This window comes from Planococcus sp. TJ-301 (genome assembly GCF_058268475.1).
This window is the reverse complement of sequence record NZ_JBZDOH010000001.1, coordinates 2,048,995-2,064,151: the sequence shown is the minus strand read 5'-3', so window position 1 is coordinate 2,064,151 and position 15,157 is coordinate 2,048,995. Positions and strand designations below refer to the sequence as shown.

Here is a 15,157-nt window from a genome sequence, read left to right as displayed (position 1 = left end):
GTCAGAAAATTGGAAATTAACTTAAAAATTCATGCTCATTTATCTCCAACAAGCAAGAGTAGAGGAGAATCGGGGAAAAAGAGGTAAAATGCAGATAAGAAGTATCCGAAAATCCAGCAGGAGGAAAGGAGAGCTTATGGGTATCCAGACGATCGACGATTACATCCGGCAAGCACCAGAAGACGTACAGGAAATTTTACGGACGCTGCGGCGCGTCATCCAGGAAGAGGCGCCATCCGCTCAGGAGGCCATCAGTTATCAAATGCCGACATTTGTGCTGAACGGCAATTTGGTACATTTTGCAGCATTTAAGAACCACATCGGATTTTACCCTGTGCCAAGCGGTATCACGGCTTTTGAGCAAGAGCTGGCTTCATACAAGCAAGGAAAAGGGTCAGTCCAGTTTCCGCTTGACCAACCGATGCCATATGACTTGATTCGCAGCATTGTCCGATTCCGAGTGGCTGAAAATCTTGAAAAAGCAAAAGCGAAAAAATGACTGGGCGAGCTGAAGAACATACACTTCATGAAAATTTTCCACGAACAGACAGGCCAGCTGTATTTCCAGCTTGCCTGTTTTTTATGTGGAAAGCGAGTACACCCTTTATTTCACCTGCGCTCGATTCTCCTGCAGGTGAGTTGCCGTTTTCTGCAGCTTACAACGTAAAATCAGCGTGTAGGCCGAAAAGGCAGGACGCTGAAGGCATTTGGTTTTATTCTTAATGTATAGCGGATGGCTTGAAGACAGCCGGAGGTGGACCGATTAAACTACAGAGAAGGAGGTGCGCCAAATGAAAGTATCATTGGACATCGATAGCCGGTTTGAGGAAACGAAAGTGATCATTGAGTGTAAGGAAATGGATGACTCCATTAAAAGTATCGTCGATTTTATAAAAGGGCAGGATACCCGTTTTTTGCTTGGACGGGACGGCGATATGCAGCATATCCTGAAGCCTGCTGAAATCCATTATTTCCATACGAATAACGATACCGTAGCGGCGGTGACGGCTAAAGGCGAGTTTCGCCTGAAGGAAAAACTGTATGAATTGGAAGAGGTTCTGCCGCCCACCCAGTTTATCCGGCTCTCGAAATCGGTCATTGCCAATCTGGAGGAATTGAGCCGTTTTGAAGCTTCTTTCAACGGGACGCTATGTGTCTATTTTAAATCAGGAGCGAAGGAATACGTTTCCCGGAATTACGTTCATGCCATTAAGGAATCTTTGAAGATGAACAGGAGGAAAGGGCAATGAAAAAATTTTTGATCCGGAGCATGATGGGCATATTTTTTGGTTCTTTTCTCAGCATCATCATGACCTACACAGTTGTTTTGAGCGGGCAGGAAACCTTGGACAGCGGTTTGTTTTTGAAGAACTCGCTGGGCACCATTCTTTGCGGCTGGTTTTTCACAGCCAGCACGCTGTATTTTGAAAGCCATAAATGGACGCTTCGGCGCCAAACGGCAATGCATTTTGCGACCGTCACCGTGTTGTACTTCGTTTTGGCGTTCGGCATCGGCTGGTTCCCTTTCACTGTGCCAAGCTTTTTGCTGATGCTCGCAGTATTCCTGATTTTTTATGTATTGTTCTGGACCGCTTTTTATCTATACTTTAAAAACCAGGCGAAAAAACTGAACGCAGAATTGAACAATGAATAAAAGCGAAAACCAGCCGCTGCGGCTGGTTTTTTTGATTGGCGGGCGGCTTTACTTGCGGAATCACGGCGATACTTGCGGCAAAATGAAGCATATTTGCAGCAAACCCAGCTTTACTTGCACCACGCGATATCTCGTATTCCTAGCAGTCCGACAATAATAATTCTCTTAACTTTTCGAAGCAGGTATAATAAAAGCACTTGAACTATAGAAAAATGAGGTGCGCCATGATTGTCGTTATCGATAACCACGATTCATTCACATATAATCTTGTCCATTATTTCCACCAGTTCGATCCGGATGTGCGGGTTTTTCAAAATGGCCAAACGGGCGCGGCGCAACTGAAAGAGATGGCACCGGATCTGCTGGTGCTGTCGCCGGGGCCGGGACGCCCTGTCCAGCAAGGTGCTACGCGTGAAGCATTAGAGTCGCTGAGTGGCATGATTCCCATTCTTGGCGTATGCCTGGGACACCAAACGCTAATTGAACATTTCGGGGGAAGGATCATCAAAGGGCAGCAACCGATGCACGGCAAAGTTTCGCTCATCACGCATAACGGAAGCGGCTTGTTTGCAGGCATCTCTTCTCCAGCGAAAGTGACGCGCTATCATTCGCTGATTGCTGACAATGAAACGATGCCAGCTTGCCTGAAGGTGACGGCGCTCAGTGAAGACGGTGTTGTGATGGCGGTGCAGCACCGGGAATTGCCGGTCGCAGGCATCCAATTCCACCCTGAATCGATTTTGACAGCTGACGGGTTTGCGATGCTGAAAAACTGCTATGACGAGGCGATTGCCTGGAAATTTGCAAAGCAGGGAGGTGCGGGAAATGAACAACCCTTACCTAGTGTATGAGTTTCAGAATGCAGAAGGAAACATAGAGCCACTCGTCTTTACGGAACCTGTAAAGGTGCTGGAAACTCACCATCTACAGGAAATCCCGGGCATAATGGAAGAAATTGAAAAAGCGCTGGCGGAAGGTTTTTACGCGGCGGGTTATGTATCCTACGAAGCGGCGCCGGCATTTCAAGCGGAAATGGAAGTAAGGACAGACGCAGAAATGCCGCTCATCTGGTTTGGCATTTTCCGACAGCCGAAAGCGTTGGGGCCGGAGCCTGCAGCTGAGCCTTACGCAGTGTCCCATTGGCGGATGGCGAGTTCAGAAGAACAGTACAAAAAGGGCATTGCGCACATTAAAAACGCCATCGAAGAAGGGCATACGTACCAAGTAAACTACACGGAGCGGCTCCATGCGTCGTTCAGCGGCAGCGACCGTTCGTTTTACCGTCAGCTTGCCCGCAATCAGCAGGCGGGCTATGGCGCTTATTTGAACCTGGGCCGATATCGGATCTTGTCGGCTTCCCCGGAGCTGTTCTTCCGCGTGCAGGATGGCCGGTTGACGACAAAGCCGATGAAAGGGACAGCGGCAAGAGGGCGCAATTTGGCTGAAGACCGCGAAAAAGCGCACGTGCTGCTCGCTTCAGAAAAAGAGCGCGCGGAGAATCTGATGATTGTCGATCTGCTGCGCAATGACATGAGCCGGCTGGCCGAAAAGGGCACGGTTCTGGCTTCCAAGCTGTTTGAAGTGGAGGCTTATCCAACAGTGCTTCAGCTGACGTCGACCATTGAAGCGGACCTCGCTCCCGGACTTACGGTGGCTGACTGGTTCCGAGCTCTGTTTCCGTGCGGTTCGATCACCGGAGCGCCAAAAATCAGTACGATGCAGTTTATCGCGGCGCTTGAACAATCGCCACGCGAAGTGTATTGCGGCGCAATCGGTTTTATTACCCCTGAAAAAAATGCGGTGTTCAGTGTTCCGATCCGCACGGTCGTCGTTGATGCTGAAAAAGGAAATGCGCAATACGGCGTTGGGGGCGGCATCACGTGGGATTCGACTTCCGAAGGGGAATTCGAAGAATTGTACGCCAAAGCAAAAGTGCTGACAGCACAGCGGCCGGAGTTCAGTCTGCTGGAGTCGCTGAAACTTGAAAATGGCGTCTTCCCGCTCTTGCCCTACCATCTCAACCGGTTGGAGGCATCCGCCAAATACTTTAATTTCCCGGCAGATCTGGGGAAAGTAGAGCGAAGGCTGATGGCATGCGCCGAGGCTCATCCCCGAGGCCTTTATAAAGTCCGGCTGCTTGTGGACCAAGCGGGTGGAGCAGTTGTCGAAGCCCAGCCGGTGCAGCCAACTATTGGCCCTCTAAAAGCGAGACTTGCCAAAGAGCCGGTCGATTCGTCCAACCCGTTCCTCTTCCATAAGACGACGCATCGCAAAGTTTACGATGAGGCCCAGCAAGATGCGGGCACGGCGTTCACCGCGCTGCTATGGAATGAAAACGGCGAGCTCACGGAATTCACAATCGGCAATCTGGTTGTCGAAAAGGACGGCCGTTTTTTCACGCCGCCGGTTGAAAGCGGGCTGCTTGCCGGTACATTCCGGCAGCAGCTGCTCGACAACGGCAACATTGAAGAACGCATTGTCCACAAAGACAGCCTCGCAGAATGGGACGCCATCTGGTTTATCAATGGCGTCCGTGGCTGGGTGGAAATAGACAATGGAATTTCATGAAAAGCGCAATAAATTAGTATGTAAATCAACTGAAAATCAAATTGTTGATATTTATTGTATAACTAATTAGGTATATTAGCTTTACTTTCTATCCAGTGTTGTGTATTCTTCGGGTAGAAGAAAAACATCTGCACTTGCGGATGCCATAAGGCGGCCTACGAAGTTTTGCATGTAAAGTGGATGAATGTTCCGGACAATAAGTGCCGGAAAAAGCGCCAAGAAGAATGTAATAATTCTTTTTGGCGTTTTTTATTTTTTAAAACTGCCGCCGGCATTTCAGATGCATGACAAGCGAAAGGATGGGTCACTTATGCAACACATCGAAGAACTTGCAGAAAAAGTGGGACATTTGCTGGAAGCGGACGCTGAAATTGAAATGGATCGCTGTTTGATCAGGAAGGTCCGGACGCTTGAGATACAGTCTAGCCAGAATTGCTTTGTGTGTAAATTGGATATGGAGATATCGTTCGGGCAACTAAAGGAAGATGGGACGGCGGTCAATAAAGCGGAAGTGTATTTGCTGCCAGAAGAATTCACACATTTTCTGAAAATCCTGCGGAGCCATCCGATCCCATTGCCGACGGATTATTCCCAGTGGCTTGATGAAGATCCGAACTTGATATGCGTATATATGGAATCGAAAGAGCCGCCGGAACATTTTGCGGAACGGCTGGCTTCTGCGTTAACATTGTTGAATCAAGTAGACCGGGAAATGTTTTTAATGTAAAACTCTATAGAATATTAAATATTCTGAAAACAACTGCTATAATGGGGTGGTGAGAAATGTTAAAACACGAGGGGGCAAATCGAATGGATTTACAAGGCAAAGTGGCAGTGGTGACAGGCGGTGCATCGGGCATCGGGCTTGCAACTACAAGAGCGTTCCTTGCCAAAGGAGCGAAAGTAATAGTAGCTGATTTCAACGAGGAAGGCGGCCAAGCCGCAGTTGAGCAGCTAACTGAACACAGCGGAAGCGTATCTTTTTTAAAAGTGGATGTGGCACAGGAAGAAGCCGTTCAAAATTTAGTGGCGGAGGCTGTCAGCCAATTCGGCCAGCTCGATATTATGGTCAATAACGCGGGTGTCGGCTCCTTAAGTGAAACCCATGAGTTGACTTACGAAGATTACCATAAAATCATCGCGGTTAATCAGGACAGCGTCTTTTTCGGTTCCAAGCATGCAGTGCGGGAAATGATGAAAACCGGCGGCGGAGTCGTCATCAACACTTCTTCTATCCTCGGAAGCGTTGGGGAAGGGGCTGCTTTTGCGTATAACGCTTCCAAAGGGGCAGTCAATTTGATGACGAAATCACTCGCCCTTCAATACGCCAGCAAGAATATCCGCGTCAACGCAGTCGCTCCCGGATATGTCGAGTCAGGCATGGTTAGCCGCGATGCGCTCGGGCCGGAATTCTATGATGCCCTGGTGGCAAAACACCCGATCGGCCGTCTCGGCCAGCCGGACGAAATCGCGCATGCCATCGTTTTCCTCTGCGAAAATGAATTCATGACAGGCACGACCATTTTGGTCGACGGCGGATATACAGCACAATAATAACAGAAGAGAGAGAGCCTGAATCGAGGCTCTCTTTTTTTGGTTTTTATATCCGACAATAAGTTAATATTATAAGGATAAAATATTAAATCTAAATATTCTAAATAGTATTGCAAATAAAAAGTAATAAGAATATACTATAAAAAAATCAGCAAGGGAGGGATTGCAATGAATCAAAGTGTTAACAGTTTACAGTTAACTTTTGAAAATCGAGTCGCAATCGTCACAGGAGCGGCACACGGAATCGGGCGGGCCATTTGCCGGGAGCTCGCTATTCGGGGGGCAGCCGTGGCGGCAGCTGATATTCTTGGGCATTCCCTCTTGGAAACGAAAGAAGAAGTGGAAAGAGCGATCGCTGCGTCCGCTTCCGCTGGATCAATCAATACATATATATGCGACGTTACAGACTCCGACGCAGTCAACGGCTTTGTCGAAAAAGCTGCAGCCAGCTTTGGCAAAATTGATATCCTCATCAATGTTGCCGGAGGCGTAGCTGGACAAGTCCACCAAGCTATTGATGAGGTTTCAGATGAGCAATGGGACAAGGTTATCGATATTAACCTCAAATCGGCTTTTTATATGGTGCGGGCAGTGGCGCCGCATATGAAAAAAGAAGGCTACGGCCGGATTGTCAATATTTCGAGCGGTGCAGGCCGCAGCAGCAGTTTGACCGGCATACAGGCTTACACCAGCGCAAAAGCAGGGCAGATCGGCTTTTCCCGCCAAATGGCCAGGGAACTGGGCCACTATGGCATAACCGTCAACAATGTGGCCCCGGGATTTGTCTTATCTAACCCTTCCACTGAAAGGCAATGGGGTGCAATGAATGGCACCCAGCAGGAGAATCTGATCGAATCCATTTCACTCAAAAGGTTGGGCACACCGGAAGATATTGCCCATCCGGTTCTCTTTTTCGCATCAGACTTTTCCCGTTATGTAAGCGGCCAAGTGATTTCGGCCGATGGTGGACTACAACTTTTCTAGGAGGGCACATAATGGCAATTACGATTATCGGAGCCGGAGCAATTGGGGGAGTCCTTGGCGCATACCTTTTGCGTGCGGGGGAAGAGGTCATATTCTGTGACGTCGCTGAAGCACACGTCAACAAGATCAATTCAGACGGGCTAACGATCGAAGGCCTGGAAGAAACCTTTACAGTGAAAGCTTTGGCTTTCACTCCAGAACAGCTCGTCGAAAAACGCCAGCCGCTGAGCACGGTTTTCCTGTGCGTCAAAGCTCATCACACTGAAAAAGCGCTGGCGCCTTTACTGAATCTTTTGACCTCTTCGTCCGAAGTGGTGTCATTGCAGAACGGACTTTGCGAACGCCGGATTTCGAAGATGATCGGAGCCGAACGCACAATCGGCTGCTTTGTTAACTTTTCGGCGGATTATATCGAGCCAGGAAAAATCCTTTACGGTGGCGTTGCTTCCCTTTACTTGGGTGAATTGAACGGGCGGATTTCACCGCGCATCTTGGCATTAAAAGACAAACTTCAAGTATGGGGTCCTGCGGAAGTGACTGGCAATATTTGGGGATTTTTATGGGGCAAGATGTCGTATGCTGGGTTGTTATATGCAACAGCTCTTGTCGACGAAACAATGGCTACAGTAGTGCGACGGCGTGAGTTTCGTGGCATGCTCATGGAATTATGTGCTGAAATCTTAGAAACAGCCGACCAAGAAAGCGTGAAGCCGCTCGGTTTTGATGACTGGGAACCGTCTTTGGTTTATCCCCGCGAAAAAAGAGACCCGGAAAAGCTGAACGCTCAGCTGGAGAAACTGGCCGGACGGATGGATGCAAATAAAAAGCAGAAAAGCGGGATATGGCGGGATTTGGCTGTCCGCAAACGCAAAACAGAGGTAGATGCCCAGTTGGTGCCGATTCTGGAAATCGGACAAAACCACGGCATCGAAATGCCGCTGCTGGCAGCATTGATTGAAGCCATAAAAGAAATTGAATTCGGCATTAGGCCGATGGGATGGGCGAATCTATACGAAATGCAGGAGATATACGAGACATTGCCGGCAAGAGCGAGCCGGCTATAGGAGTGAAAGAGATGATTATCCCAGACCAAAGAACCTTATCGGACGATGTAGCAAAAATTATCAGGAAAATGATCTTGAACGGTGAAATGCAGGCGGGAAGCTGGATCAACCAAGCGCAGCTCGCAGAAAAATTCAGTATTTCAAGAGGGCCGATTCGAGAAGCGTTAAAGCTTCTGCAAAATGAGGGATTAATCAAACACGAGACCAATAAAGGGACTTTCGTAGCGACTTTGTCGAAGCAGGATGCCTTTGAAATCTATACCTTGCGCGCCTTGCTGGAAGGGGAAGCGGCGCAATTGGCATTGCCGCATTTGACGGAGCAGGATATGGCCGATCTGGAAGGCTATATTGAACAGTTTACGGAAGCTATGCAAGACCATGACATTGAACGGCAAGTCCAATGCGACATCTTGTTCCATGGCAAAATCGTATCGGCATCGAAGCATAATCGGCTTATTAGTATCCATAAGCATCTCGATACGCAGGTCGGCGTCATGTATTTGACCGTAGCAAATCAGGTGCCGATGAGAGTCGAGCAAGTGGTTCAAAATCATCGGATTCTGCTGGAAGCGCTCCGCACCCGCAACAAAAAGAAAATCCAAAAAGCATTTTCGGATCATTACACGGCTGCGCTGAAGGATTTGTCGAAAATACCATCAACCTAAGACTGAAAAGGCGGTGGAAGTATGCTGTTGGATGTGAAAAATATGTCGCTGTCGCTGAAACGGGCGGGAAAATATTCGCCGATTCTTGAAGGAGTCTCTTTTCAGGTGAAGCAAGGCGAAACCTTGGGGATTGTCGGGGAATCGGGCTGTGGGAAAAGTATGACAGCATTGTCATTGATGCAGTTGCTGCCGGATAAAGCACGCCTCACGGGCGAAGTGGATTTGCAAGGAGAATTGATTTCCGTTTATTCCAAAAGGCGGCTTGAAAAAATCAGAGGCAACCAAATGTCGATGATTTTCCAAGATCCGCTGACCTCGCTGAATCCGCTTCAAACAATCGGCACACAAATCGAGGAATCGCTCATCCTCCATACGAGAAAAAGCAAAGAGGAACGGCGGGGCAGGGTACTGGGATTGCTGAAGTCCGTTGGCTTGCCGCGTGCGGAAGAACTGATCGATGAATATCCGCATCAGTTGTCCGGCGGCATGCGCCAGCGGGTGATGATCGCAATTGCAATGGCGTGTGAACCCCAGCTGTTAATCTGTGATGAGCCGACAACGGCGCTCGATGTAACCATTCAGGCCCAGATTCTGGAATTGATGAACGAAATTAAACAACAGACGGACATGGGCATTATTATGATCACCCACGATATGGGCGTCGTGGCCGAAGTGTGCAACCGGGTGCTGGTCATGTATGCCGGCAAAATCGTCGAAGAGGCGCCGGTCATTGAATTATTCCAAAACCCGAAGCATCCTTACACGCAAGGGCTCTTAGCATCGATACCAAAGCTCGGAGAGCGCAAGAAAAAGCTGGGATCGATTCCAGGCACTGTCCCAACGCCAGGAAGCATGCCGGTGGGTTGCCGTTTTGCCGATCGCTGTCCGCATGTAATGGACATCTGCCGAAATGTGACACCTGCGATGATCCGCATCAAAGAAGATCATCAAACTGCCTGCTGGCTCTACGAGGAAAAGGAGGGGATGGCGAATGGCACTGCTGGAAGTAACGAACTTGAAACAGCATTTCACCACTAAAAAAGGTTTTTTGGGTGAAAAGACGATCGTTAAGGCAGTAGACGGCGTATCGATCACTATAGAGGAAGGCAAAACATTGGGTGTTGTCGGAGAATCAGGCTGCGGTAAATCCAGCCTTGGCCGTTCGATTCTGCGTTTGGTGGAACCGACGGAAGGCAGTATTAAATTCGAAGGGGAAGAAATCGTGGGCATGTCCGCTAAGCGGCTGAAGGAATTGCGAAAAGAAATGCAGATTGTCTTCCAGGACCCTTACGCTTCGCTCAATCCACGTCGGACGGTGCGCCAAATCCTCGAGGCGCCGCTGATCATCCATGGCATCGGAGATAAAAGGGAACGAAAAGAGCTGATTGAGAACTTGTCGGGCAAAATCGGTTTGCGGAAAGAGCAGCTCAGCAATTATCCCCATGAATTTTCAGGCGGCCAGCGCCAGCGCATCGGGATTGCCCGGGCATTGGCGCTCAATCCGAAATTAATCATCGCCGATGAGCCGGTTTCAGCGCTGGATGTCTCCGTTCAATCACAAGTGCTCAACCTCATGCTCGAATTACAGCAGGAGATGAATCTCAGCTATATGTTCATTTCCCATGACTTGTCCGTTGTGCAGCATATCTCGGATAAAGTGGCGGTGATGTATTTGGGCAAAGTTGTTGAAATCGCCGATGTCGGAAAGGTTTACGACACGCCGATGCATCCTTATACGCAGGCGCTGCTGTCTGCATTGCCGGTTCCGGATCCGACACGTGTAAGGAGCCGCATCATCCTGCAAGGCGATTTGCCGAGTCCGTCGAATCCGCCGACTGGCTGCACATTCCATACGAGATGCCCCATGGCGACAAAGGAATGCGCAGAGATTGTGCCGCCGCTGGAAGAAAAAGCACCCGGACATTTTGCGGCATGCATCCATGTTTAAATCTTCAATTCTCTGCTCGATAAGAAATAACAGTTTCATCAATTTGCTTGAGGAAACGTAAATAGCTTGAATGCGAATGGAGGGGGACAGCTTAATGGACGCCTTGCGGTTTATCGGTAAACGCTTGGTGCTGATGATTCCGATTCTGATCGGTATCAGCATCTTGACTTTCGCTATCTCAAATACCATCCCGGGAGATCCGGCGCGCCTGATCCTAGGCCCGAAAGCTACGCCGGAAGGACTCGAGGCGCTGCGGGAAGACATGGGGCTTAACGATCCGCTTTATGTGCAGTACGGAAATTACATGGCAGGAATTTTTCAAGGAGACCTTGGGGAAAGCACTTATTCCCAGCGCCCGGTTGTAGATGATCTGCTCAGATATTCACCTGCCACATTTGAACTGACTATGTTCGCGATGTTCATCACGCTGGTAGTCGGAATTCCGTTCGGCGTCATCAGTGCCAGCAGGAAAGACAGGATCGCCGATCAGTTCACCAGGATCTTCGCATTGATCGGCGTCGCGATGCCGGCGTTCTGGCTTGGGTTATTGCTGCTGCTTTTCTTCTATCTGAAACTAGGCGTGCTGCCGGGTTCTGGAAGGCTGGACGGCGGCATGTCACCTCCAGAATATATAACCGGCATGTATACGATCGATGCGTTGTTGACTGGGAATTGGCCAGTACTTTATGCAGCGGTCATGCACATGATCCTGCCAGGCATTACGCTTGCGGCGGTGACAGTCGGAATGATTACTCGGATGACCCGTTCAAGCATGTTGACGGTGCTCCAAAGCGATTATATCCGAACGGCTTTTGCAAAAGGGGCTCCAGAGAACCGGGTGCTTTATGGCCATGCTTTACGGAATGGCATTATGCCGGTCATTACGCTCCTCGGAATGGCATTTGGCCATGCGCTGGGCGGCAGTGTCCTCGTAGAAGCGGTGTTTTCGTGGCCAGGACTTGGCCAATACGCGGTCAACGCCATCAATTACTTGGATTTTCCCGCTGTCATGGGCGTCACTTTGCTTATAGCGGTCATGTTTATCATCGTCAATTTGATTGTTGATACCTTGTATTTTTTCATCGATCCGCGTTTGAAGCATAACTAAGGAGAGTGATCGAGTTGGTGCGAAGAGTAACAAGCAGCCCGTTGACAATGCTCGGGCTCTTCATAGTAGTGATCATCCTGATAGCGGCATTATTTGCTCCGGCCATTGCGACGCACAGCCCGACCGAAGTAGATCTCGTAAGCAAATTGGAGGCGCCGAGTGCGGAGCATTATTTCGGCACCGATGAAGTAGGGAGGGATATTTTCAGCCGCATCATCTACGGCACACGAATTTCTCTTCGCATCGGCTTATTGGTGGTGCTGATCGCATTTCCCATCGGCACGATTCTCGGCGCGATTGCCGGCTATGCAGGCGGACGCATCGACCAAGTCATCATGCGAATTACCGATGTCTTTCTATCATTTCCCGGCATTATTTTGGCAATGTCCATTGCGGCTGCGCTCGGGCCGTCAATTGAAAACGTCATGCTGGCACTCGCCGCCACCTGGTGGCCATGGTATACGCGGATTGTCAGGTCATCGGTGATGTCAATCAAGCATTCAGAATTCATCGAAGCTTCGCGGGCGCTCGGCGCGAACCCTTTCCGGATTTTGTTCAAGGAAGTGATTCCGAACTCGATTGCTCCGGCAACCATCCAGGCTTCCCTCGATCTGGGATTTGTCATCTTGTCTGCAGCTGGACTCAGTTTCATCGGGCTAGGCGCACAGCCGCCTTCGCCTGAATGGGGCGCAATGTTGGCGAATAGCCGCGAGATATTGCGGGAAGCTTGGTGGGCGGCGACATTCCCAGGCTTGGCAATCTTGTTTACCGTACTCGGATTCAACCTGCTCGGTGACGGGCTGAATGACGTCATGGATCCAAAGCAACGTTAAGCCGTACGTGAATTCATTGAAAGGGGGATAGAGGTTGTCTGCTCATTTTGTGTCCGGAAATCAACCACACCAAATAAAGGGGGAAATACAGTGGAGTTCAAAACTCGTTGGGCAAAATTTTTCTTATTCCTTATTATTGCTGTGTTAGTGCTTGCAGGCTGCCAAAATTACAATGAAGAAACAGAAGGAGAAGGGGCGGCGTCACCTGAAGGCACAGCCGCTGAATCGAATGAAAACTTCGATGCCGAGGTCTTTAATTTTGCGACCAACCAGGACATACCGGGCTTGGATCCGCATGGTGCAGCGGCAAATACAACGTTTCGTGTAATTTACATGACGTACGACCGCTTGGTGACGTATGACGGGACATCGACAGAGCCACAGCCGCAGCTTGCGGAAAGCTGGGAAGTTTCAGATGACGGCAAGGAATATACCTTCAAATTAGTGGAAAATGCGAAATTCCATGACGGTTCGCCGGTGACCGCGGAAGCAGTCAAATATTCGTTCACCCGGGCGATCGATGTCGGAAAATCCGCAGCCGGAATCTTCAGCAAGGTGATTGATAAAGACAGCTTCGAAATTATCGATGACCATACGATCAAGATTACGCTGAAGCAGCCTTTTGCTCCATTTGTCAGTACGTTGGGAACGGCGTTCGGCAATATCGTCAACCCGGCGCTGGAAAAAAACCACGGTGATGATTTGGGCGAAAGCTTCCTGTCTGAAGAAGTGATGGGTTCAGGCCCTTACATGCTGGACAGCTGGGACCGCGGTGAAACGCTGGTCATGAAAGCGAACCCGGATTATTGGGGAGAAGCCCCGACGATGGAAACGGTGAATATCCGTTTCATCACGGAAGCATCCACTGCCCGCCTAATGCTTGAAAAAGGGGAAATCGATATGATCGACAATGTCGTCATCTCTCCTGAAGTTTTAGGGCAGATGGAAGGCACTGAAGGTGTGGAAATCCTGGAAGCGGATGGCTATCAAATTGATTATATGCCGATGAATACGGAAAAAGGCGCGCTTGCCGATGTTCGTGTACGCCAGGCGATTGCCCACAGCATCAATTACGATGCATTGCTGGAAAGCGTTTATCTGAACAAAGCGGAGCGCATCGTAGGAGCAGTTCCGAAAGGCATGTTCGGCTTTAATCCCGATGCGAAGCTTTACGACTACGATTTGGACAAAGCGAAAGAGTTGTTGAAAGAGGCAGGCCATGAAAGTGGCCTAGAACTTGAAATCGCCATTTCAGAAGACAACGAAGTTCGCAGCAACACGGCATTGCTGCTGCAGTCCGATTTAGAGAAAGTTGGTGTTACGTTGAACATCAAAACCTACGCGTGGCCGACATTCCTGGATCTCGTAACAACGGGCAAACATGATTTCGGGCTAGTTTCCTGGACACCGGATTATCCGGATCCTGACTATAACCTATGGTACTTCGCACATTCATCCAGCAAAGGACCGGGATTCAACTTGGCGTTCTATGAAAACAACGAAATCGATGCGCTGCTTGAAGAAGGAAGAACTTCTACAGATGAAGCGCTGCGTGAAAAAAATTACATGGAAATCCAGAATATCATGGCGGAGGAAGTTCCATACATCTTTGTCGCCCAACCTAAGCTGCAGGCTCCTTTAAGAAGCTGGGTCAAAGGCTATGAATTGAATCCGATGAATTCCTGGTATGTACCGTTCCATAAGATCACGAAAGAAGAATAGGATACGAGGGTGGGAGCGGCTGTTGCACAACAGTTGCCTCCCTCTTTTTTAGAAAAATGGCAGGTCCGGAGGATTCAGAAATCACATAAGGTGGGAATACGGACATGGAGAAAGAATGGAAGGTCTCAAATGTATCCGCTGCTAAAGGAGAAAAAGTGAAATCTTACCTTGAATTGCCATCTATAGAAGAAAAACTGCCGGTCTTTCTGGTCAACGGTTTGCAAGAAGGCCCAACAGTCCTGGTCATGGGCGGCATTCATGGCTGTGAATATACCTCAATCGACGCGGCTCTAAAGATAGGCGCGGCGCTTGACCCTGAAGAGATGAAGGGAAAGGTAATCGTTTTGCCGATTGCAAATCCTGCCTCATTTTATGCCCGCAGCATTTACGTCCATCCAAAAGACCATAAAAACCTGAACCGCATGTTTCCTGGAAATCAACATGGAAGTGACGCGGAAAGGCTCGCTTATTGGCTCAATGAAGCAGTGCTGAAGAAGGTCGATTACATCATTGATCTCCACGGCGGCGATATGATCGAAGCGCTGGTGCCGTTCACTATTTACCATGCCGCTGAAAATCAGATAGTGCTTGAAACTTCAAAAGACATGGCATCGTTATTTGAAATCAGCTATGTGATCGGCAGCAGCGGCCAAGTGCCGGGATCTACTTATGGCTGCGCCGCTGAACAGGGCATCCCCGCAATAATTGCTGAGGCCGGGCAGCAAGGGATTATGAGTGAACAGGACTCCCAGATGCTGCAACGCGGCGTCCGCAATGTTTTGGCGTCTTTAGGCATCCTAAATGATGAAGTTCGGAAAGCTGACTCTGTTTATATCTCTGTTTTTGACTGGTACCGCTCCGATAGACGCGGGCTTTGGTATCCGCACATCAGAGTAGGTGAAGAAGTCGCCAAAGGACAGCTATTGGGAAAGCTGGCAGACGAATTCGGCGACACCCTTCAGGAAATCCGCTCGCATACGGATGGCATCGTGTTATTTTTGGTCAGTTCCCTTGCCATTAATGACGGCGATCCTTTGCTGGCAATAGGAGCGTGAAA

At 49.3% G+C, this 15,157-nt stretch carries 16 protein-coding genes; all 16 read left to right on the top strand.

What is annotated here, in order from left to right:
• Window positions 1-136: 136 nt before the first annotated feature.
• The 16 genes from AC4EHJ_RS10040 to AC4EHJ_RS09965 all read left to right on the top strand — a co-directional run bounded on the left by AC4EHJ_RS10040 (window position 137) and on the right by AC4EHJ_RS09965 (window position 15,155).
• Window positions 137-499, top strand: a complete 363-nt coding sequence (locus AC4EHJ_RS10040; protein ID WP_490975421.1) for an iron chaperone — start codon at window positions 137-139, stop codon at window positions 497-499.
• Between the two features lie 292 nt (window positions 500-791).
• On the top strand, window positions 792-1,250 hold the full coding sequence (locus AC4EHJ_RS10035) for a LytTR family DNA-binding domain-containing protein (protein WP_490975420.1): 459 nt from the start codon (window positions 792-794) through the stop codon (window positions 1,248-1,250).
• Entirely contained in the window at window positions 1,247-1,654 is a 408-nt protein-coding gene (locus tag AC4EHJ_RS10030; RefSeq protein WP_490975419.1) for a DUF3021 domain-containing protein, read from the top strand. The genes AC4EHJ_RS10035 and AC4EHJ_RS10030 overlap by 4 nt, the downstream gene beginning before the upstream one ends.
• A 224-nt stretch (window positions 1,655-1,878) precedes the next feature.
• On the top strand, window positions 1,879-2,505 hold the full coding sequence (locus tag AC4EHJ_RS10025) for an anthranilate synthase component II (protein WP_490975418.1): 627 nt from the start codon (window positions 1,879-1,881) through the stop codon (window positions 2,503-2,505).
• Window positions 2,480-4,222, top strand: a complete 1,743-nt coding sequence (gene pabB / locus AC4EHJ_RS10020) for an aminodeoxychorismate synthase component I (protein WP_490975417.1) — start codon at window positions 2,480-2,482, stop codon at window positions 4,220-4,222. Before AC4EHJ_RS10025 ends, pabB begins: the two co-directional genes overlap by 26 nt.
• A gap of 310 nt (window positions 4,223-4,532) precedes the next feature.
• Window positions 4,533-4,949, top strand: coding sequence for a DUF1259 domain-containing protein (locus AC4EHJ_RS10015; protein WP_490975416.1), 417 nt, complete (start codon window positions 4,533-4,535; stop codon window positions 4,947-4,949).
• An 83-nt stretch (window positions 4,950-5,032) separates the two neighbouring features.
• Window positions 5,033-5,776, top strand: a complete 744-nt coding sequence (locus tag AC4EHJ_RS10010; RefSeq protein WP_490975415.1) for an SDR family NAD(P)-dependent oxidoreductase — start codon at window positions 5,033-5,035, stop codon at window positions 5,774-5,776.
• Between the two features lie 168 nt (window positions 5,777-5,944).
• The gene (locus tag AC4EHJ_RS10005; protein ID WP_490975414.1) at window positions 5,945-6,760 is read left to right on the top strand and encodes an SDR family NAD(P)-dependent oxidoreductase; all 816 of its coding nucleotides are present in this window, start codon (window positions 5,945-5,947) and stop codon (window positions 6,758-6,760) included.
• 11 nt (window positions 6,761-6,771) lie between these two features.
• Entirely contained in the window at window positions 6,772-7,824 is a 1,053-nt protein-coding gene (locus tag AC4EHJ_RS10000; protein ID WP_490975413.1) for a ketopantoate reductase family protein, read from the top strand.
• An 11-nt stretch (window positions 7,825-7,835) separates the two neighbouring features.
• Entirely contained in the window at window positions 7,836-8,489 is a 654-nt protein-coding gene (locus AC4EHJ_RS09995; protein ID WP_490975412.1) for a GntR family transcriptional regulator, read from the top strand.
• A gap of 21 nt (window positions 8,490-8,510) precedes the next feature.
• A complete protein-coding gene (locus AC4EHJ_RS09990; RefSeq protein WP_490975411.1) occupies window positions 8,511-9,527 on the top strand; it encodes an ABC transporter ATP-binding protein in 1,017 nt (338 codons plus the stop codon).
• Window positions 9,481-10,437 (top strand): ABC transporter ATP-binding protein, encoded by a 957-nt coding sequence (locus AC4EHJ_RS09985; RefSeq protein ID WP_490975410.1) that lies wholly within the window; start codon window positions 9,481-9,483, stop codon window positions 10,435-10,437. The genes AC4EHJ_RS09990 and AC4EHJ_RS09985 overlap by 47 nt, the downstream gene beginning before the upstream one ends.
• A gap of 94 nt (window positions 10,438-10,531) precedes the next feature.
• The gene (locus tag AC4EHJ_RS09980; protein WP_490975409.1) at window positions 10,532-11,545 is read left to right on the top strand and encodes an ABC transporter permease; all 1,014 of its coding nucleotides are present in this window, start codon (window positions 10,532-10,534) and stop codon (window positions 11,543-11,545) included.
• Between the two features lie 17 nt (window positions 11,546-11,562).
• Window positions 11,563-12,378, top strand: coding sequence for a nickel transporter permease (nikC, locus tag AC4EHJ_RS09975; RefSeq protein WP_241666135.1), 816 nt, complete (start codon window positions 11,563-11,565; stop codon window positions 12,376-12,378).
• Between the two features lie 90 nt (window positions 12,379-12,468).
• Entirely contained in the window at window positions 12,469-14,100 is a 1,632-nt protein-coding gene (locus AC4EHJ_RS09970; protein WP_490975408.1) for an ABC transporter substrate-binding protein, read from the top strand.
• A 104-nt stretch (window positions 14,101-14,204) separates the two neighbouring features.
• Window positions 14,205-15,155 (top strand): M14 family metallopeptidase, encoded by a 951-nt coding sequence (locus tag AC4EHJ_RS09965; RefSeq protein ID WP_490975407.1) that lies wholly within the window; start codon window positions 14,205-14,207, stop codon window positions 15,153-15,155.
• Window positions 15,156-15,157: the final 2 nt, after the last annotated feature.